Below are 21,132 nucleotides of genomic sequence, written 5' to 3' on the forward strand. Positions count from 1 at the left end.
TTTTGAGATCAAAACGAGCAGTGCATGCCTGGCTCGCATGCAAGGACTATTCGCTGTGCGTTGTCACCGTGCCACCTAGCTGACGGATGCGCTGGCTGACAAAGTCGGACAGCCTGTCGCTGAGTGGCAATTGATAGGCTAGCTGGAACTGCTGCAAGGCCTGGGTCGGCTGGCCTGCAGCCTGAAGTGAAATCGCATACGCCACCATCGATTGTGCGCGGCCTGGCTGTAACGCGATAGCGCGCTCAAAATGCGGCAAAGCAGCTGCATGTTGCGCAGTTTGCTGATACGCCATGGCCAGCATCCACTGCGACTCTGCATCCTGGATCAGCGCATTGGCAACCGGTTTGAGGGTTTGCAAAACCGCGTCCGGCTGACCATGTGACAACTGCCACTTGGCCAGCGACTTGGCCAACCCGATTTGCCCGGGATACTGTTTAATACCGGCTTGCAAGACCGACACCGCTTCAACTTCCTGCCTGGACTCGAACAAGTAAGCCGCCAGCAACTGTCTTGCATCTTCCGACTGCGGATAAGTAGTGAGTGCCTGGCGCAGGGTCGCCAAGGCTTCGCTGAGACGGCCTTTTTGTTCATGGTCTACTGCGCGCTGAATCAGCAAATTCACTTCCTGATCGGGACGAACCTGCTTGTTAACCACACCTTTTGGGCCTGACTCACCTTCGTTATTCTTGGCAAGCTTCGCAGCATTCGCAACCTCTAATGGCGGCTCAATGACTGACACCACAGGGCTGGCTGCAACCGTTTCAGCCGGGTTCATGGTGAATTCGCCCTCAACTTGAGTGGCCGCCGTGTTCACGGGTGCAAGGGCAGGCTTTGCTATTGGCTTATTGCCTACAGGCAGTGGGCTGGCCGACGCAGGGGAGCCTGCAGCCTGCCATGCGCTAAATAAAGACCTGGTTAATTGGGGAGGTTCCCAGGGTGACGCAGCCTGAACAGGCATCGCTTCAAGCCGTTGCTTAACTGACGCAGAGGGAGAAGCGACTTTAGAAATCATGGTCTTGCTCGCGGGCTCAGTCAGATCGGCAGGATGAAAGTAACTCAGCAGCCATGGGCCATTCATCTGCCACCCGGCGATCAAAGCCAATAATAGACAGCCTAATAGCAGCCACTTGATCCAGGCATGGGCAGAAGTGCCCTGATGCAACAGCACTGGCTTGACCTGCGTATCCCAACCCGCTGCCTCAGGCCTGCCATCGAGTACCGCGCTTCCGCGAGCCTCGACGTTTTGCAAAACCTGGTTAATTAAACTCACGCGTTTCTCTCCAATCCTTCAATCAATGGCCCAAACCAGCCATGGCCGTATGTAGTGTCAGCCACCATTTAAAACCGTGTTCCAACCATGGATGTTGCGCCTTTACACTCGCTTGCGTATCCAGAATGGCGGCCTTGACATCTTCGGCTGAGACAGATTGCTGGCCACGCCCAAAAGCAGAAAGCAGGGATTTGTGAGCCAGGATATTCAGCAGACGTGGAATACCGTTGGCATAGCGGTATAGCAGACGCAAGCTGGCAGGTGAAAAAATCATGCCTCCCTGATAGCCGGCCACATGCATGCGGTGATTCAGGTAAAAGCCCAACTCCGACCATTGCAGGCCCTTGAGATGATATTCAAAGCCAATACGCTGCCGTAACTGGCGTATGGAAGGATGATTGATGCGCTCTTCGAGTTCTGGCTGACCAAAAATCACCACCTGGATCAGCTTGCGCTTCTCCGTTTCCAGGTTACTTAACAAACGCAGCGCTTCCAGGGTTTCCAGCGGCATGGCTTGCACTTCATCCAGGCACACCACCACATGCTGTCCCTCTTCAGCAAACGTCAATAGTTTGCGGTTAAGGGCGTCTATCATGTCATGATGCGTAAAGTCTGGCTTGAATGCCACGCCAAACTCGGTGGCCAGCGTCATGAGCAAGGCATGCGGATCAAGGTAAGGATTAGGGATAAATGCAACCCTGCAATGCGGCGCCAGCGCTTTGAGCAGGCGGCGGCACAACAGGGTTTTACCAGTGCCGACTTCGCCGGTAATTTTGACGAACCCCTCGCCAGACTGTATTGCGATCAACAGCGTATTCAGCGCCTCTTGCAAGCTACGCGTTGCATAATAAAAACTGGTATCCGGCGTGATGGTAAACGGGTATTCCTTCAGGCCAAAATGTTGCAGGTACATACCTTATCCTAAAAAGCTACGTCACTTTTCAGTTTATCCACCCGGTCCTGGCTTTCAAGCATATCTTGCGCCCAGCTTTCGCCACTGCGGACTACGGTAGACTTCAGCAAAATCACCAGCTCGGTTTTGGTGGTTGCCAAATCTTTTTGACGGAACAGGTTACCCAAGAACTTCACATCTCCCAATCCAGGCACCTTGGTACGCGTATTATCGACTGACTCTGACATCAGACCACCAATCGCAATCACGCTACCATCTTTGGTACGCACAATGCTGTCTGTCTCATTGATGTTGGAAGAGGCTGTCGGAATCGTATATGTGCCACCGTTCGCGCTGGACAAGGTTACGGTGCGGTTGACCTGGGTCACATCACTGATAAATGGATGTACGTGCAGAATGATGTTGTCGTCCTTGTCAATTTGTGGCGTCACGTCAAGTGAGATGCCCGAAAAATAAGGTTGCAACTGGATATCTGGCGTCACCACGGCGCCGCCAGTAGTGGTTGTCACATTGGTGCGCACATTGGTCACGTAAAATGCATCATTCCCTACTTTAAGCACCGCTTTCTGGTTATTGATGGTGGCAATACGAGGACTGGAAAGCACCTCTACATTACCTTGTGTTTCTAGAAAGGTAAGCAACGCAGAGAAGTTTCTGCCTTGAACTGCCAATGCAAACATTGAGCCACCTATAGACACCGGGTCACTGTTTATAAGCGCGCCCGGCTCCGTACTGCTCAGTGTACCATTGGTCAATGTGCCGGTTTCTCCCAGCGTGGTATTGCCGTTCACATTACCAAAGGTGTAATCACGGCCACGGATGTTTCTGGCTGCTGCCCAATTAATGCCTTGTTGCGAGTTTCTATTCAGTTGCACCTTGATGATCTTGGCTTCCAGAATCACCTGGCGATCCACGGTTACCTGCATCAGACTCAAAAACTTCTCAACCTGACGAATCTCTTTAGGCATCGCTTTCACCATGATCAGACCAGACTGGGCATTGATCACCACTTTACGTCCATTTTCTTCACCAATCAGGCTGCTGAGTGAAATGCCAATATCATCCCAAAAGTCATTATTGGTGCGCATACTCACGTCAGAAGCATAGACCTGCAGATTGGACGCACCAGCCGCCCCGGGGACTCCGTTGCCAGCCGCACCGGCACCCACACCAGTTGCCGCTCCGGTAATCGCCGCTGCCTGACCAGCTACCCCAACCGCGCCACCGGCGCCAGATCCGCTAGCAGTACCAGAGGTTACGCGGGTGGCTGAAGTACCTTTACGGGTGCCGGTAATATAGTTGACCTGGAAGACACGGGTTTGCAACGTTTGTGGCTCCACAAAAATTTGCTTCCCATTCATTTTGTATTCATATCCATATAGGTCACGCAAGGCATTCAGTGCTTCAAACAAGGTCACATCGCGCAAATTAATAGTGATCTCGCCTTTTAGCTCTGGACTCAATGCAATACTGTATGGGCTGCCAGAAACAATCCCCATCAACACTTGTGAGGCCGGCGCTTTATTAACCACCAGGTCAAATCTTGGCTCTACACGTTTCGCCAATGCTTTAGGCGGCTCAATCTTAAGTGGCTCAAACAATTCATCTGTGACCTCTTTGGGAGGTGGCGTCACTTGCGCTTGCGCCTTGGCCGCGGCCGTCGCCAATTCATTTTGTATTTTAGGATTAATAGAGGAATTCGTTGGTGCAAATGGGTTACTCGTACATCCCGCCAACCCTGCCCCTATCATCATTACACCCAAAGTATTCACTAAAGTTTTCATAGCAGTCTCTCTATTGATATTCACCTGGCGGCCTCTTCAGCCTGCCATAGGCGTTTTCACTTTATTTTTTAATTGTTTTTGCCTGTTTGGTTTTTTTCACCTGTGCAGGCGGTTGCGCTGGCACCACAAAACTGGCCAATCCCAAACCCAGAACTTTTTTTTCACCATTTTTATTGATAAGCGTCGCTTGCTGATGCTTCACAGAAATCAACCTAAAACCCTGGTAAGCTTCACCCAGCTGCACCAGTTGCCCATTCACCACCGCAAAACCACTCTTGCCGTTATCCTGGATAGCTGTCACTTGCCAAGCCTGTGCAGACTCCGCTTGCACGTCAGGCAAGTATGGCAGTACGGCTGCGGGTGGCTGCGTAGGGTCTATCATTTGCTCGGCCGCATGGCTTTGTGCCAGGATAGCCAATATCATCCATGTCATGAATATGCGCATGCTATATCCCCAACCATGCATTTTCCCCGCTCAGGGTATACACTTGAAAAATCAATTCGCTTTCAGGGTAACCGCCTTTTAGTTCGGCATTCTCCCAAGCCAGCGTACGACCAATCGCCTTCAGGGACTTACTGTAGGCCATCAACGCAAAATATTGCCCCTTTAAATGGACTTTTACGGCATGTTGGTAGACATGCGGCATGTTTTTCCACGCTTCCTCCGAGGTTGATGACGCTTCAATGCCTGGCGCAGATTGCGCCTGCAATAATTTTCTGCGCGTTTCAATAAAATCCACCACAGGCAAGGATTGCATCTCAATCACTTGCACATCGGTATGCTTTTGCAACAGTTTTTTCAGTATCTCCACCATGGCTTGAGGTGGGACCATAAAAGCTGACACCTTGAGCAACTCATCTGCCTGGCTGGCCATTTTTTGCCTGGTGTCATCAATCTCATGCTGAAAGGCCTGAGTCGCTGGCTGCGGTGCTGCTTGGGCTGCTATGTTGGTCAGCTGCTCGGTCAGGGTGGTGGTATCGTTTTGTATCTTGAGAATTTCTTGCTGGGTACTGGCTAGTTGCACCCGCTGCGGCTCCAGCAAAAAGGTATCCATCAAGCCCACCACGGCAAACAAGCCGGTGCCAAACAGCATCCAGCGTTCACGCATGGAAAGCGCTTGCCATTTTTGACTGATTGCCTGAAGTTTTTCAGATCGCATGCGTTACTGTCCCCCGCTCTGCTTACCAGGTTGTGATGGCACCGTCTGGCGGACAAATTCATCCCAACTCATGCCACTTACCACCTTGTTTATGATTTGTGTATCACGGCCTTTGACCTCAAAGGCATACACTTTGAGTCCAGGCAAAACTTCTGTCGCTTCAGTCGAAAGACTATTCTCAGCTTGTGGATTAACAGGCGCGGTTGAGGCCGGAGACGCGGACGGAGCGCCACCATCTTTACCTGCAGGCGAGACATTAGCACTCTCTGCCACTGGCGCAGGCGCCGGACTCGCAGCAGGGGCTCCAGCATTTCCGCCTGATCGCGACTGCGGCTGGTGCAACTCGAGTTGTTTGAACTGGATACCGGAGAACTCAGTCCCGGCAAATACAGACTGGTGAGAGAGCAAATCCAGGTAAGCTGGAATATCTTCTGACTGCAACGCTTGCCCGGCGAGTGTCAAGTGCTGAATAGCAGGCTCGACCTTGAAACCGGTTAACCAAACGCCAGGTTGCTGTTGCCCGGTAAATGCACGCAAGTAGTCGATCAAGTGTGCCGATTGTTCTGAAATGGACTGCTGGAAAATGAGCAGAATCTGGGTCTGCATCTCCAGTTGTGCTTTTAGCGTTTTTAACTCAGCCTCAAGCTTGGTGTTATCGATAGGCTTTGCCTTTCTCGAAAACTCCTCCACTTTTTTCTGCATGGTTTCAAACTGTGCAACGGCTTGGTGACGCTGCACTTGTAATTGCTCGTTTTCAGCAGCGAGTCCGGTATAAAAGTAATACATCACCACCGCAGTTAGCACATAAACGGCAGCCACCATAGGCAGGCTAAACCACTCTTTGGCTTTAACGCCACCACCTTCATACAGGTTAATTTGCTGACTCATACGGCCACCTCCTGACGCAAAGCTGCGCCTAGAGCAGGCATGAGCATGGCCTGTTTCTCCATACTGGAAAAGTCCTGGTTGGCAGGTAGCTCAACAATATCTTCCAGGTTAAACACATTGACTGGGACATACAGACTGGAACTTAAGCCACTCACCAGATAATCGCGATGAGCCACAGGTGCCACCACCATTCGGTTTAAACTCAGGAAAGGAAACTGACGGTCAAAGCTATCAAGCGAGCGCTGAAGCTCCAGCACCAGCTTGTCAAAATTATTCCGGTAAATCTCGTCACGGTCATTCAAAAAGTCGCGGTCAAGCTCAATCAGACGAGTATGATAGAGTTCGCCTTTGGCTGTAAACGTAATCAAACAGCCGCGAGGCAAAATACTCAGCATGACCAGGGCACGCTCCTCATGCTCCAGCAAGTGGGCGACATTCCGCTGTGCTAATGCATGCACGTCAATCGAGCGCAGGTTGAATCCGGCATCGACCAAATGATTCCCGGCTTCATTCACCGTGGCCTTTTTAGCACAAATCGCCAACATCAAAGGTTGGCGATTTGCCACTGAGGGATCTGAGGGCAGGTCGACACCATCTACAACCGCTTGATCTACAGAATAATCAAGCAGACCTTTGAGTTTCCATCGCAAGGCCGACTTTACCTCGTTATCAGGCAGGTTCGGTTTATCAATTTGTACAATATTGTACTGATCCACATTAAGAACCAGATTACACGACATCGACTTCAAGGCATTTTTGGTCACAAAGTGACGTAATGTGGAAGTAGCATGTAACGGCATTTGCTCAACAGCGGCAAATGAAACGACCGGTTTGCTCCCCTCTGCGGGCGGCGTAAGGGCAACCGTACTGATATGCATCTCGGTAAAGCTGACCCCCACTTGCTGCTTGCTCTTTTGTCGTTTAAACCATTCCATAGAGAATCGACTGTCTTTCACAGTAATTTTTTATTTAAAATCAATGTACAACATTATAAACTTAAAGCATAGCCGTAAATAAGTATACACAAAAAATCCTACTTAACATCCTCTTCGTATGCGTCACATGACTTAAGGGATAGTATGGTATCTAAGACCTGCTCGTCTTAAATATGCACCCATGCCTTATTTATGGGAGCAACTTTAGTGCCTGAAACTTGCGATTAAATGGGAGAATAAAACAACAAAACCACCTGATTTAGGTGGTTTGGCACTTATTGGAAGTTTTCACGCATGTAAATAATAGGCGCTTTGTAGATGCCAAAGGAAGCACGCCCTACTGGATCTGTTGTACCGAACCAGTCCCTACCTCCGTTGATAGCGCTGACCGGGCTGGCATTACTTTGACAGGTGACCTCCCCTGAAACAGCATCTCCAAGATTCACTTCAAGATCAACACTACCAACATTAGGCCGCCCATCTGAGCCAACCTTCGGGGCAGCAAGAAGCGCATTCACCAGGCCATTATTAGCAGTATATGTACCATTCAAAAAGGTCTCACACGCAGTCAGGTTACCCTTGTAGTTTTTCATGACGATACTTCTGCTATCAATTGTCGTACATGCATCACCCTGACTACGCACATAAAAGCCATCTTTGTAATATTGCGCCTCGATCGGTACTGGCAAGGCTAATAACTCAGAGCCATGGGCGGGGATGACGGCTAAACGGCCATAACGAAATGGTGATCCGCCACCGTTCAATGCAGTTATCGCCGAGCTGACATTATCACTGTCTCGCAACTCGGCTGAAATCACCACGTTTTGTTGATTGACGGCAGTCGAAGGTCGAGACAATTTATGTCTGACACGAACATTGGTAGTGCCATTACTCCAAACCGGCGTCGTATTATCTGCGATTTTAGTGATTGCCGGACTGGCAGCACTTTGACTAAGCGTCGTGCCATTCGCTGGAGACGCGCTAAAGTGATACACGGTGTAATCGTTTAAGGCCATGCGAGCATAATCACCGGTATAGTTTTGTGTCGTTGCATTCGACGAGTTGAGTGCTGTAATTGTAAAGGGAGTGATTATCCCCGGCCCGGCACTGGTAGGCGTTGTATCTTGTCCATAGTACACAAAATTGCCACAGGCCAGCGTGACGGCTGAAGCATCTACCCTCAAGCTAGAAGGTTTAAAGCGGCCAAAGTAGTTGGTGTCTGTCGTATTGCCAAACAAGCAGCCATATTTTTTGGGCGATCCGTCCCCCGCATTATCGAAATTATTATTACAGTCACCTTTGGATACATCGACAGCAGTGAACGTATCATCGTAAAGCCCTTGCGGTAGAATTTTAAAATGCCCCACTTCAGAGTAAGCAAAGTTGTCACCTGTACTGGCTCCTGCATTACCTGCAGCAAATACACCAGTCACAATACCAACCGCGGGTGCTCCAGGATGCGCTTGCAATAAGGCATTAGCAATTTTCGGGGTACCGTTGTAGCCCTGCTCCCCGCTTGCAGCGCTCAGGCTGAACCTGTCCGCATTAGGAGAGGTATTCGCTCCAGCCCGGAAGGTGGGTGTCGCGGTAGCTGTTGGTGAAGCGGATTGCACAGTATTACTATTGGTAATGGATAAAGACTGCGGACGGATTGCAAAATTATCAGAAGAACACCCCGATTTATTCTGGCTGGTGTCCCTGACTTGGCAACGCAAATTGGGATAAGCACGTGTCACATCTGTTGCGCTAAAGGTCACCTTTTTACGTCCACCATCCGATGCAGTGAAACTGACATCTTTGGTCACGATAATATTATTGCTACACGTGTTACTACTATCCGTAACCAGATCAACTTTTAAACTCGAGTTATAACCACTTGATTGTGCACCACTAGATAATAGGGCGACCACGTCAACATCAAAAGACTGCCCAAGCACCTTGGTATAAAGCGGGTTACGCGCAGATGTATTGTTTTTAAGATTATTGTAGGTTAAACCACTTTCCATGCACTCAAATGTACTCACGCAAGCCGTGCTCGTCATCGTAAAACTGCAACTTTGCGAGTTATTCGCTGTGTTCCAGCACTTGATGCCATTCATCGGCCCTTTACTGAGTCCGCTTGCTCCCAAGGTATAAGTGGCTGCAGCGCTGCCCTGTAAGGTGAGGGTGTCAATGGAGCCGGCATTCCCGACATCAAACTGGGCATCCGGGGTCACCGTGACGGTGGGAGAGCTGGGAGAAATGGTCAGCGTCCCTGTAAGGCTACCTGAGTTGATGAGCTGATCATCCGGACAAGGCATTGTAGAAACCAAACAAGCCATCACCTGCACATCAACCGGACATAAAGAAGAACTGCCTGGGTGACGGATTTCCAGATGGTCGTAGTCTGGGACCACCGTGGAGCCAACCACAAAGTCATAGCTAAACGTATGGATGCCAGGCGATGTAAAGTCATATTCAATCGCCGCGCCGGTGTCTGTTAAGGTGGTATTGACTGTATTTCCTAACTGGCCTGTTTTAGCTATCGCGCAAGCTGTGGAATTATTATTTGACCAAAATGTTTGATAATTCCCTACACAATAACGGCTAAAATTTCCATCTCGCTCCCTGAAACTTTCAACCACATCCAGATTGGCGGGTAGCGCTGTACTAGAGGGGCAGGCAATATTGGTTGAGCCACTTCCAGATGAGCAGTTTCCTGCATAGGGGTATGTCCCGGCCACCTGCTTGCCATTATTATCCACATATCGAACACCACAACCACAGTCAGAGCCACCCAAATAGGTATCCACCACATGGTAATAACGCACTGGATTACTGGTGCTAACGGGATACAACAAAGGAATATTAATCGTCACCTTTGCAGTCACAAAGTCAAAAGGATAGGTGTAACTCCAATCTATTGTTACTTGTGGCCCGCCGCCGACATTGTTTCCGGGAACGGTGAACTGCGAACGGGTTGTCTGGGCGTTTCCTGCTGATGCATTGGCAGGCGATACCGCTGTCATTGCTTGCGCTGTATAGTTGGCAGGTGCGTTGTAGGCAAAGTGATCCGGGCCATAAATCTGGTTATTTCCCCGAATATAAATCCCATTATCTAACCTGCTATTGGCAGGTGTTCGATCTGGCTGATATAACTGACCAGTGCTGTTGAGCCTTTGCACTTGAATCTGTGAGTTATCGTTGATAAAGATTTTCAAACCATTCGTCGAGTTGGAGCCCCCATTGGCATTCAAAGTCACAGTCGCTGCCTGCACACCTTCACAGATCAAAACGCTACATAGACATAGTAGCCATATAATGGTTGCTCTCATCCTTTTCAAAATGCTCATTTTCCTTTAACTACACTCTTCTGCGCCCATTAAGCAACGACTCAAACTCACAGTGACTTTGCGCTCAACATAATCCAGTGCGCCAGCGACTCCTTTTGAGGCGGTCGCAGTAATCGTATACATCCCGATATTTTGTGTCCCTGCCCGGTCTTGCGGCGTCGGACTTGTTTGATGACATGTCAGTGCAATCGTAAAGCCATTAATCGTAAATGGATCAGGTGGTGTTGGGCAGGTTTGCATTGAGCTCGACCCCGGGGCAATCACCTGATAAGCCGCCCACTCCACACCAGCCTTAGCCGCCAGGTAAGCTTGCGCACCTTGCACGTCCTGTATCGTGCCTTGATTGGCCAACAATGACAGCCGCATGGAATAACCCACAAGCGACGCCAATATCACCATTAAGAAGATTGCCACAGGCAACATAAATCCTTTTATGCGATGAAGCGTATTTTTCATGGCGAATTCACCACATTAATCAGGTTAACTAGGCGCACCACACCGCCATTTTTACTGAGCTCCAACTGAGCCGTTACCACGCCGCTATGCTGCATCACACCTTCTGTGTAAGTAAAACTGCAGCCAGTGACATCTTGCGCAACGATACTTGGGGTGAGTCCGGCAAAGTTTGAGGGGTGTGCAGAGGGAATCGCGTAGTTTGAATACATCAATAGACGGCGGTTGGCTAAATCGCACACGTAAAATACGGCCCCGTTCACCACATAAAAACGGCTCCCTGGGGAGGGTAATGGAAAGGCTGATCCACTAAATGAGAGCGTATTGAGATTGCTGCCAGTGCTCGTTAAAGAGCGAATCGTATCACCTGCATAAACATCGGCCCCTTCAATACCAAGGTTATAAATCACCAGCTGGTCACCAGCGACCACTGAAGGCACAGAGTCACCAAGTACATTAAAACTATCGTTTGCTGTGGCAAAATCCAGCGTATCCTGCTGGTAACGTCCTCCGGCTTTGATCGGCACAAACTCTACATAGGAATTATCGGCAGATACCCAGACGCTATTTGGTAACGCATTGCGTATATCGCGTGACATCCTGCGCAATGAGATATCTGCGCGATCGGCGAGCTCATAATAAGCCTCAGAATTCACATACGCCAGAATGGAGTTTTTGATGAAGGTGACGGAAATGCCACCGAGAATTGCCATCACAACAATGACGATGACTAACTCGACCAAGGTGAAGCCTGAGATGGTTTTAGGTTGGTTAAATTCTCGGCGCATAACGAACCCTGTATCCAGTCAGCCGGATTGTGGTATCTGCGGGACCTGTGACCGTAATCACAATCTGCAACACCGCATCTGCGGGTAGCGCTGAAAATGCACCACTCGCGCCGACCTGACTAATTGCAACTGAAGCGGCATAAGGATTTAAGCCCGGCAAAGCAGTGGCGTTGCCAATACGGCAAATCCCGGCACATCCGCCACCAGGCATGGCAAATCCACCATAATCGGCCACATTATCAAATGGATCAGTGGCACTGTAACGGCTCTCTGTAGAGGGTGTGGGGCCATTTAAGGTCGCGTTTTGTGGATTGGCGCAATCACCATAACCCGTGGCAGTAGACGCATTGGGATCATCCGGGTCACAAAAGGTAAAAGGCATTTGTTGAATTTCCTGCATGAGAGATTCAGCAATCGCAATTGCCTGTTTACGCACTAGCGGATCTGCAGAATGGCGCCCCATAAAAGAAAGCGCACCGATGACACCGGCGATGGCGGTGGTCACAATCACCATGAACACTACCATCTCCACCAATGAAAAACCCCCTTGCGAGCATATGCCCGATTTGCCTGGTTGTCTGTGAGAGTGATGTTTGTTGTGATGCATTATTATCCAGCCTGTCACTGACCGACTCGTCAGTGTATGTACCCGGTGTCCGCCTCGACAGTCACGGTCACCGATTGCGCGTTATTCTTTCTGTTGATCGCTTGATAACTCACCGTTGAGTTCGGGATGGCACGACCAAGTGAATCAAACCCAAGACTGGGATTGTCAGAATTTATATCTACATTCTTGCTGCTCGTAAAGATATATGCAGCTGTCGTTTCGGGATTAATCACCGCTTGATTGCAAGTATTATCAAAACACAAACTAACGGTATCAGGCGATGCATCATTGTGAATCACATATACGTTCCTACGCTGGGCAATGGCCGTTTTCTGCGCATAGCGCAGCGTAGATGAAAGTAAACCCGCGTCACCGCGGGTTTCAAAGATGTCACCGTTTGCGAATCGGGGAGTCGCTACTGCAACCATAATACTGGTCAAAGCGATAACAACGACCAGTTCAACAAGTGTAAAGCCCGATGACTGCCGCATAAACTACATATTAGTTACAGTTGGCGGCTACTACAGCTGGCTGCAAGTTAGCCGTATTGACCACACCTGTGTTGGCGTTGTAGGTGAAAGAACAGTTAGGAAAACCAGCCGCATTAAAAGTAGCGACGGGTGCTGCATAAGCCACCGCATAAGAGTTTGCATCAAAATTTTGTAGCGCTGCCGTAGGTTACCCAGTCGCCGAAGCGGCTGGGTAACCTACGGCAGCTACAACGTCAACGTTTGTTCCATCCATGGCAACAGTCAGACCCTGCTGACCTCCCGCAATCCATGCAGCGCGGGCCATGTTACCAGCAGATCTTACAGAAGCCGCCAAACCGTTCATACTCGCCGCACGAGCATTCGCCTGAACATTAACAAACCTAGGCAATGCTGTTGCTGCTAAAATACCCAATACTGCAATTACCACGACCAACTCAACCAATGTAAAACCCGCTTGTTTTTTCATTACTTAAACTCCTAATCAAATTCCCTACCGTTATTGTCACAGTGGCAGGTTATAACTGCGTTAAATCACATAAAGCAAAGACTATGCCAGACAATTTTGGTCCATATTCAGTTGCGCCAAATAAACAATTAGCCACCTTTCAACATGACCGAACTCATATCCCAAATGGGTAAAAACACCCCTAACGCGAGCACTAATACCAGTGCTCCAAGGAACATGATTAAAATAGGTTCAATCTGCGCCCCCAAGGTTTTAACGTCATACTCAACATCCGCCTGATACATATCGGCAATTTCTTGCATTAATGTATCCAGCGAGCCAGATTCTTCGCCTACCGCAATCATTTGCAAAACTAGCGAATTAAATACGCCTGTTTGGGTGGCCGTTCGCAAGATGGTTTCACCGCGCTCTATGCCTGCAGACATGCTTAATATTTTGGCGGAGATATATTCATTTTCAACCGTTTGAGACACTAGTCTCAAAGCTGAGAGAATCGGCAAGCCACTTCGAGTGGATAAAGCAAAACTACGTGCGAACCTCGCCATGGTGCCTTTAAAAATGATTTTTCCGGCAATCGGAATACGCATTTTGATGCGATCCCAGTTTGACCGACCACTTGCCGTTTTAACATAAGCTTTAAACGCCCAGCCCACCCCAGCAATCATGCCAATCAGCACAAACCAGTAATTGCGCATAAAGTTTGAAAAGGCGATCAGCATTTTGGTGATAAATGGCAAATCCGCATGCATGCTGGCAAACACTTTTTCAAATTGCGGGATCACCATGACATTAATCACCACAACGGCGATGGCCATGGCGGTCAAGACAAACATAGGATATTGCAAAGCCGACTTGATTTGCCCACGCATGAATCGTTCAAACTCAATATGTTCGGACAGACGCAGAAAAATGTTATCCAGGTTACCTGTCGTTTCGCCCACCCGGATCATGCTAATATAAAAACTGTCAAAGACCTTAGGATGCTCAGTCATCGCCACTGACAATTCCCGGCCGGAATCCAGACTCACGCGCAACTGCCCCACCACTTGCGCTAATTTTTGATTACCTACCGAGCTTTGTATGCCAGCCAATGCACGCATGATAGGAATCCCTGCCTTAAGCAGGGTATACATCTGCTTGCTAAAGATCATGACATCAAGGCTAGTGACTTTTTCTTCAAACAGGTTAATGGCAACCGCACCTGCTTTTTTAGGCTTAATCTCAACCGGGGTAATCCTGGTGCCAATTAAAGCAGCACCCAATGCGTCAACATCCGCGGCCTCCTGTACGCCGGTCACCATCATGCCATCTTCGGTCCGTCCCTTGTATTCAAATAATGGCATAAAGGCTATTCTTCAAATTGGTTATCCACACGCATGATTTCTTCCAGCGTGGTTTTGCCATCAATGGCCAATTGCAGCGATTGGTCACGCAGTGTCTTGCCTTTGAGGCGTTCACGCGCTTTTTTGATGAAAACATTGGTATCCGGCATATTGGCAGCCATCGCCAGTTCATCTGTCATTTCGAGAAACTCATACAGGCCCACCCGCCCAAGATAGCCGGTGCGATTGCAATGCTGACATCCTTTGCCATGCCGGAAGTTAGTCGGTAGCGTTGCATCAGGCAGCACCTGACTGAGCCAAATTGTTTCGTTCTCGGTAGGCGTATGTTCTGTAGCACAGTGCGGGCATATCAGCCTTACCAGACGTTGCGCCATGACACCGAGCAGGGACATCGCCACCATAAAGCGCGGCACCCCCATATCAATCAAACGCACGGGCGCAGTGGAGGCATCATTAGTATGTAACGTTGAAAGTACCAAATGCCCTGTCATTGAGGCACGTAAACCAGTCTGCGCGGTTTCTTCATCACGCATTTCGCCCACCAGCACGATGTCAGGGTCCTGACGCAAAATGGCGCGTAATAACTTGGGGAAGTCCAGTTCAATTTTCTCATTGACCTGGGTTTGGATAATGCCTGGCAAACGATATTCGACAGGATCCTCCACGGTAATCACTTTGGTTTCTGGGGTATTCAGTTCACTCAGCGCAGAGTACAAAGTAGTCGTTTTACCACTCCCGGTCGGACCAGTGACCAGCACCATCCCGCTCGGGCGGTTGATCATCTTGCGAAAACGTACCAGTAAATCTGCTGGCATACCCAGCTTGTCGAGCTGAAAATGTCCGGTGTTCTGAATGAGCAAGCGCATGACCACAGTTTCGCCATATTGCGTTGGCATGGTGGAAATACGCATATCTACCGCCCGGCCTTTAACGGTAAAACCAAAGCGGCCATCTTGCGGCAAGCGCTTCTCAGAAATATCCAAACCCGCCATGATTTTAAGACGCATCACCAGCGCAGTAGCAATCTTGATATCCGCCTGGGTTTGAAAGTGCATCACGCCATCAATACGGAAACGGATCAGTAGCTTGTTGTCTTGTGGCTCAATATGCACATCGGAAGCTCGTACCTGCACGGCATCTTCAAAAATGGTTTGCAACAGCTTAACTACTGGTGCATCGTCAATGCCAAGGTCAACACCCATCAGGCTGGCGAGATCCACATTGCTGGCAGCCAGATCCTCTTGCAGCTCCAGTGCAAGTGAGGAAATTTGTTCGGTCTGGCGATAAGAACGGTCGATGGTCTGCATGAGCAGACTTTCTTGCACCACTACAATATCAATATCGCGCTTAAGCAACCTGACGAGTTCGTCATATGCATAGACATCTGATGGGTCCACCATCGCGATGAGGAAACTGTTTGGACGCTCTTCGAGCAAAATGGCGCGGAAACGGCGCGATTGAACTTCAGGGAGCTTTTGAACCTGCTTCACATCCAGTTCGTACTGCCCTAAGTCCAAAAATGGGATATTCAACTGAGAAGCAACAGCCTCGGCAATTTGCCGCTCATTGGCATAGCCTTTTTCAGCAATGACGCGACCAAGGCGGCGGCCTGTCTTGCGCTGCTCTTCCAGCGCCTGCTCAAGCTCAGCTTGGGTCATGAAATTCTGTCTGACCAGAATTTCACCTAATCTAATTTTCTCGGGACGAGCCATGGCGTTGTAATTATTTATCTATATAGACTTTTCTCGTCTATCATATCATCAACATTTTAATCCTACGTTTGTAAACAAGCTGCAAAAAATGTTTCATATCGTGCTTTTCGAACCGGAAATTCCGCCCAATACGGGAAATATCATACGTTTATGTGCCAATGCCGGTGCCAAATTGCATCTGGTCAAACCGCTGGGCTTTGAACTCTCGGACAAACATCTCAAACGGGCTGGACTGGATTATCATGAATACGCTGAACTGACTGTTTACGAAAACTGGGCCGAATGCCAGCAATCGTTACAAGGCAAACGCATGTTTGCGCTCACCACCAAAGGCAGCACTCGCCACACTGACTTGCAATTCAAAGATGAAGATGTATTTATCTTTGGGCCGGAATCACGCGGCCTGCCAGAAGACATTCGCGCAAGCTTCGCGCCTGAACACAGGGTCAGGTTACCCATGCTGCCGCATAGCCGCAGCCTGAACCTGTCAAACTCGGCAGCGATTTTGCTGTATGAAGCGTGGCGACAAACTGGTTTTCCTGGCGGCGTATGAAAGCAATAGACAAAAAAAGCCCCGATTAAGGGGTAAATCGGGGCAACAGGCCTCATCGTAAAGGCTTCCGCTCAGGGAGGAAAGAAGCGGAAAGATGATTCATCATCATCGTACTGGTAAGAGCAATCACCGGTTTAAAAAGTTCCAACAACTTAACAGCCATCTTCAGGATGAAGATATTTTTCACTCAACCGGTATACACGTCATGCGATAATAAGACATGCAATCTGAAACCAATCTCCTTCAGGGCCTCAACGACAAACAACTGCAAGCGGTCACCCTGCCGCATGTCTCCGCATTGATTCTGGCAGGGGCTGGCAGCGGTAAAACCCGTGTGCTGACCACCCGTATCGCCTGGCTGATTCAGACCGGGCAAACCTCACCCATGGGCTTGATGGCGGTGACCTTTACCAATAAGGCTGCCAAGGAAATGCTGACGCGATTGACCAGCATGTTGCCGATTAATACACGCGGCATGTGGGCGGGTACTTTTCACGGCTTGTGTAACCGCATGCTACGCGCACATTACCGTGAAGCTGGCTTGCCTAATACCTTTCAGATTTTAGATACCGCCGACCAGCTTTCCGCCATCAAACGCGTCATGAAGGCCATGAATGTGGATGATGAGAAATATCCGCCCAAGCAGGTGATGGGCTATATCAACAGCTGCAAGGAAGAGGGCCTGCGTGCCGATGCGGTAGATGCCTACGATGGCCACAGTCAGAAATTACGCGAAATTTATGCCGCCTACGACCAGCAATGCAACCGTGAAGGGGTAGCCGACTTTGCTGAACTGTTATTGCGCTGCTATGAATTATTAGAGCGTGAGCCACATATCCGCGCGCACTATCAGCAACGTTTCCAATACATCCTGGTCGACGAATTCCAGGACACCAACCGCCTGCAATACTTGTGGCTGAAACTGCTGGGCGGCGCGCATAACAGTATTTTTGCCGTGGGTGATGACGACCAGAGTATTTACGCTTTCCGTGGTGCTCGCGTTGGCAATATGAATGACTTCCAGCGCGACTTTAACGTGCAGAATATCGTTAAGCTCGAAGAAAACTATCGCTCGCACAGCAATATTCTGGATGCCGCCAATGCCATAATTGCCAACAATCGCAACCGTCTGGGCAAGAACTTGTGGACATCCGCTGGCAAGGGCGAGCCGATCCGTATTTACGAGGCGTATAACGATACTGACGAAGCACAATTCATTGTCGATGAAGTGAACATGCTGCAAAAAGAAGGGGTTCCATTGGGCGAGATGGCCCTGCTCTACCGCAGCAACGCACAGTCACGCATTCTTGAACACACGCTGTTTTCTGCCAATATCCCCTATCGGGTTTATGGCGGACTGCGCTTTTTTGAGCGTGCTGAAATCAAGCATGCACTTGCCTATATGCGCCTGATTGCCAACGCCAATGATGATACCGCCCTTTTGCGCATCATCAACTTTCCACCACGCGGCATAGGCGCACGCGGCCTGGAGCAATTGCAGGAAGCCGCCCGCCAGAACGAATGTAGTTTGTGGCAGGCAGCTACCAATAAGGTGGGGGAAGGCAAGCTCGGCAGTAAGGGCGTGGAGGGGTTTGTTGCGCTGATCCGGCAGATGGTGGACCAGGGTTATGGCATCACATTGGGTGAAATGGCAGAAATGGTCATTAACCTGAGCGGCCTCATCGCACATTACCAGAATGACAAAGAGGGTGAAGACCGCATCGAAAACTTGCAGGAACTGGTGACGGCTGCCGTCGCCTTTAGCAAGCAGGATTTGGGTAATCACCATAATATGGATGAAGATGCCGATTTGCTGACGCAGTTTTTGAACCATGCCAGCCTTGAGGCAGGCGACCACCAGGCTGATATTGGTCATGAAGCACTGCAATTGATGACTGTGCATGCCGCAAAAGGCCTGGAGTTCCAGAGCGTGTTTATCAGCGGTGTCGAGGAAGGCTTGTTTCCGCATGACCAGGCCGCTTACGAAAATGGCGGGCTGGAAGAAGAACGTCGCCTGATGTATGTTGCCGTCACTCGTGCACGCCAGCGGCTCTATCTCACCTATGCCCAAAGTCGCATGCTGCATGGTCAGGTGCGTTACGGCATTCCCTCACGCTTTGTCGATGAAATCCCGGCCGAACTGACCAAACGCCTGAACAGCAAACCAGTTGCCAAACCTTATGCAGCGGGCGGTCAATACGCCATGGCTGCCGCTCAACCTGCAAGTGTCCAGTCCAGTTATCCATTCAAGATAGGCCAAAGCGTGCGCCATAGCAAATTCGGTGAAGGCGTGGTGGTCAGCTATGAAGGGAATGCGAGCGACCTGGCCGTGAAAGTGAATTTTGGTAGCGCAGGTCTCAAAACACTAATGCTGGAATACGCCAAGCTGGAAAAAGTTTAGGGCCTGTTAACCGTATTTCATGGGCTGCATGAATCGCTAAACACTGAGTGTGCTCACACAAAAAGTGGTCGATTTAACTGAATCATTGACCGTCTACAAAGTCACTAAAAACTCAAGTCTAAGAATGCCTTGATTCTGGCGTAACTGTCACAAATATTTCATCAACCCTTTGCATAGCTTTAATCAAGAAGCAGTTAAATCAGTCGATACTGCTTGCATGATATATGCCCCTCCTCAGCTTGAAGTCGAGACCATTCTTGCGCAGAAAAACCTGCTGCCGCTGTTTCAACCGATTGTCGATATTAAACAGGCGCGTGTATTTGCCCATGAAGCATTGATCCGGGGTCCTGTTGAATCCAAACTCCACTCACCGATTGCCCTGTTTAATGCAGCCAGCTTGTGTGGTTTGAATATCGACATGGAATACACGGCTCGTGAAGTCATTTTTAATGAATATAGCCGTAGCGACCGGTCGCATCCGCTATTTGTCAACTTCAGCCCGGACGCTTTGCTGCTCACCGACAGTCATTTGGCCTTTGGCTTGACGCAACTCGCACGTAGCGGGCTCAAAGCCAGTGATATCGTGATTGAAATCACCGAGAGTTCTACCATCCGTGACTATGCCGTACTCCGTGACGCGGTCACCCGCTTTAAATCACTGGGTTTCAAGATTGCGCTGGATGACCTTGGTGAAGGGACGTCCGGTTTGCGCTTGTGGTCTGAACTCTCACCCGAATATGTCAAAATCGACAAGCATTTTATTGCCAATATACACAATGACCCAATCAAGCTAGAGTTTGTGCGCGGCATCCAGAAAATCGCGGTTGAATCCAATACGCTGACCATTGCCGAAGGCATTGAGACCAAAGAAGAATTGGCGGTGATCAAGGACCTGAAAATAGACTTTGCGCAGGGCTACCTGTTTGGACGACCCTTCCCGAAATTTCAGTATGTCCTGACTGAGGAGGTCAACAACCTGCTCAATAAAAATATTATCCGCCTGTTTGCGGAACATCAGAATACTGCAAAACAGGCCACGGTCATTAGTCTGGCCAGTTACCAAACAGCCGCCTTTCCCGAAATGACCAATGAGGAAGTGTATAACTGGTTTGACCGTGAAAATACGCTCAATTCGATTCCCGTGATTAATCACCAGTCAAAACCGATTGGTTTGATCAGCCGTTACGACACCATAGACCGGTTTGCGCGACGCTACCAAAAAGAATTGCATGGCAAGAAGCCATGCACGACATTTATGGACGCTAACTGCCTGGTCGTTCAAAAAGAGATGTCCATCCTGGCCATGAGTGAACTGATCCTGGCCGCAGACCCCAAATACTTGCTCAATGGATTTATCATTGCTGATGGTGAGCGGTATGTAGGCATGGGGAGTGGGCATGCTCTGCTACGCGAAGTCACCAACATGCAAATCCACGCCGCGCGCTATGCCAATCCATTAACATTGCTTCCTGGAAATGTGCCTATCAATGCCCATATTGATAAGCTGCTGGAGCGCCGCATCCCCTTTGTGGCCTGCTATTGTGATCTAGACCACTTTAAACCGTTTAATGATGCCTATGGCTACCGTCGTGGAGATGAAGTGATCCAGTTTGTCGGCCGCCTGTTAAGCAGCCAGGTGAACAATGAACATGACTTTGTCGGCCATATTGGTGGCGACGACTTTGTACTGGTGTTCCAGAGCGAAGGCTGGGAGGCCACTTGCAATGACATCCTGGACACCATCGTCAAGGTGACGCCGGATTTTTACGACCTGAAAGATATCCAGCAAGGTGGCATACGAATAGAAGATCGCTTGGGGAATGAGCATTTTTACCCGTTTGGCAGCCTGTCCATCGGCGCGGTACAAGTGCATCCGGACGCATTTGCCAGCCATCACGAAGTGGCAGGCGCCATGAGCAATGCCAAGAAACAGGCCAAGAAAATTGTAGGCAACAGCCTGTTTATAGAACGCCGGCGGCTGGCTCCATCAGCCAGCCGGGCAGCGGATGAGCGCCTTGCCTAATTATTAAGCG

At 49.6% G+C, this 21,132-nt stretch carries 18 protein-coding genes; 3 read left to right on the forward strand and 15 right to left on the reverse strand.

Annotated elements, in window-relative coordinates; translation table 11 throughout:
* Positions 1-46 precede the first annotated feature (46 nt).
* The 15 genes from F463_RS0106190 to F463_RS0106260 form a co-directional block, all read right to left on the reverse strand.
* Positions 47-1,273 carry a tetratricopeptide repeat protein gene (locus tag F463_RS0106190; protein ID WP_018986194.1) on the reverse strand — a complete coding sequence of 409 codons (1,227 nt, stop codon included), beginning with the start codon at positions 1,271-1,273 and terminating at the stop codon, positions 47-49.
* 22 nt (positions 1,274-1,295) lie between these two features.
* Complete coding sequence (locus F463_RS0106195; protein WP_018986195.1) at positions 1,296-2,186, reverse strand: ExeA family protein; 891 nt, start codon at positions 2,184-2,186, stop codon at positions 1,296-1,298.
* 8 nt (positions 2,187-2,194) lie between these two features.
* Positions 2,195-3,970, reverse strand: a complete 1,776-nt coding sequence (gene mshL / locus F463_RS0106200) for a pilus (MSHA type) biogenesis protein MshL (RefSeq protein ID WP_018986196.1) — start codon at positions 3,968-3,970, stop codon at positions 2,195-2,197.
* Between the two features lie 61 nt (positions 3,971-4,031).
* Positions 4,032-4,403, reverse strand: coding sequence for a hypothetical protein (locus tag F463_RS0106205; protein WP_018986197.1), 372 nt, complete (start codon positions 4,401-4,403; stop codon positions 4,032-4,034).
* 13 nt (positions 4,404-4,416) lie between these two features.
* On the reverse strand, positions 4,417-5,130 hold the full coding sequence (gene gspM / locus F463_RS0106210) for a type II secretion system protein GspM (RefSeq protein ID WP_018986198.1): 714 nt from the start codon (positions 5,128-5,130) through the stop codon (positions 4,417-4,419).
* 3 nt (positions 5,131-5,133) lie between these two features.
* Positions 5,134-6,018 (reverse strand): PilN domain-containing protein, encoded by an 885-nt coding sequence (locus tag F463_RS0106215; protein WP_018986199.1) that lies wholly within the window; start codon positions 6,016-6,018, stop codon positions 5,134-5,136.
* Positions 6,015-6,953: a hypothetical protein gene (locus F463_RS0106220; protein ID WP_018986200.1), complete on the reverse strand. Its 939-nt coding sequence runs from the start codon at positions 6,951-6,953 to the stop codon at positions 6,015-6,017. The genes F463_RS0106215 and F463_RS0106220 overlap by 4 nt, the downstream gene beginning before the upstream one ends.
* 275 nt (positions 6,954-7,228) lie before the next feature.
* A complete protein-coding gene (locus F463_RS15135) occupies positions 7,229-10,267 on the reverse strand; it encodes a DUF6701 domain-containing protein (protein ID WP_245545139.1) in 3,039 nt (1,012 codons plus the stop codon).
* Between the two features lie 24 nt (positions 10,268-10,291).
* Positions 10,292-10,708 carry a hypothetical protein gene (locus F463_RS0106230; protein ID WP_018986202.1) on the reverse strand — a complete coding sequence of 139 codons (417 nt, stop codon included), beginning with the start codon at positions 10,706-10,708 and terminating at the stop codon, positions 10,292-10,294.
* Between the two features lie 29 nt (positions 10,709-10,737).
* Positions 10,738-11,526 carry a prepilin-type N-terminal cleavage/methylation domain-containing protein gene (locus F463_RS0106235; protein ID WP_018986203.1) on the reverse strand — a complete coding sequence of 263 codons (789 nt, stop codon included), beginning with the start codon at positions 11,524-11,526 and terminating at the stop codon, positions 10,738-10,740.
* Complete coding sequence (locus tag F463_RS0106240; protein ID WP_018986204.1) at positions 11,510-12,052, reverse strand: hypothetical protein; 543 nt, start codon at positions 12,050-12,052, stop codon at positions 11,510-11,512. Before F463_RS0106240 ends, F463_RS0106235 begins: the two co-directional genes overlap by 17 nt.
* A 110-nt stretch (positions 12,053-12,162) precedes the next feature.
* On the reverse strand, positions 12,163-12,624 hold the full coding sequence (locus tag F463_RS0106245) for a GspH/FimT family pseudopilin (RefSeq protein WP_018986205.1): 462 nt from the start codon (positions 12,622-12,624) through the stop codon (positions 12,163-12,165).
* A 187-nt stretch (positions 12,625-12,811) separates the two neighbouring features.
* Positions 12,812-13,090, reverse strand: coding sequence for a type II secretion system protein (locus F463_RS15245; protein WP_018986206.1), 279 nt, complete (start codon positions 13,088-13,090; stop codon positions 12,812-12,814).
* 128 nt (positions 13,091-13,218) lie between these two features.
* Complete coding sequence (locus F463_RS0106255; protein ID WP_018986207.1) at positions 13,219-14,433, reverse strand: type II secretion system F family protein; 1,215 nt, start codon at positions 14,431-14,433, stop codon at positions 13,219-13,221.
* A 5-nt stretch (positions 14,434-14,438) separates the two neighbouring features.
* Entirely contained in the window at positions 14,439-16,145 is a 1,707-nt protein-coding gene (locus F463_RS0106260) for a GspE/PulE family protein (RefSeq protein ID WP_026295368.1), read from the reverse strand.
* Positions 16,146-16,233: 88 nt separating this feature from the next.
* Between F463_RS0106260 and trmL the strand changes: the two genes are divergently transcribed.
* The 3 genes from trmL (at position 16,234) to F463_RS0106275 (ending at position 21,122) form a co-directional block, all read left to right on the forward strand.
* Positions 16,234-16,698, forward strand: a complete 465-nt coding sequence (gene trmL / locus F463_RS0106265) for a tRNA (uridine(34)/cytosine(34)/5-carboxymethylaminomethyluridine(34)-2'-O)-methyltransferase TrmL (protein WP_018986209.1) — start codon at positions 16,234-16,236, stop codon at positions 16,696-16,698.
* A 220-nt stretch (positions 16,699-16,918) separates the two neighbouring features.
* Positions 16,919-19,099 (forward strand): DNA helicase II, encoded by a 2,181-nt coding sequence (gene uvrD, locus F463_RS0106270; RefSeq protein WP_018986210.1) that lies wholly within the window; start codon positions 16,919-16,921, stop codon positions 19,097-19,099.
* Positions 19,100-19,316: 217 nt separating this feature from the next.
* Positions 19,317-21,122, forward strand: coding sequence for a GGDEF domain-containing protein (locus F463_RS0106275; RefSeq protein WP_018986211.1), 1,806 nt, complete (start codon positions 19,317-19,319; stop codon positions 21,120-21,122).
* Positions 21,123-21,132 lie beyond the last annotated feature (10 nt).

This window comes from Methylophilus methylotrophus DSM 46235 = ATCC 53528 (assembly GCF_000378225.1).
Lineage (GTDB): Bacteria > Pseudomonadota > Gammaproteobacteria > Burkholderiales > Methylophilaceae > Methylophilus > Methylophilus methylotrophus.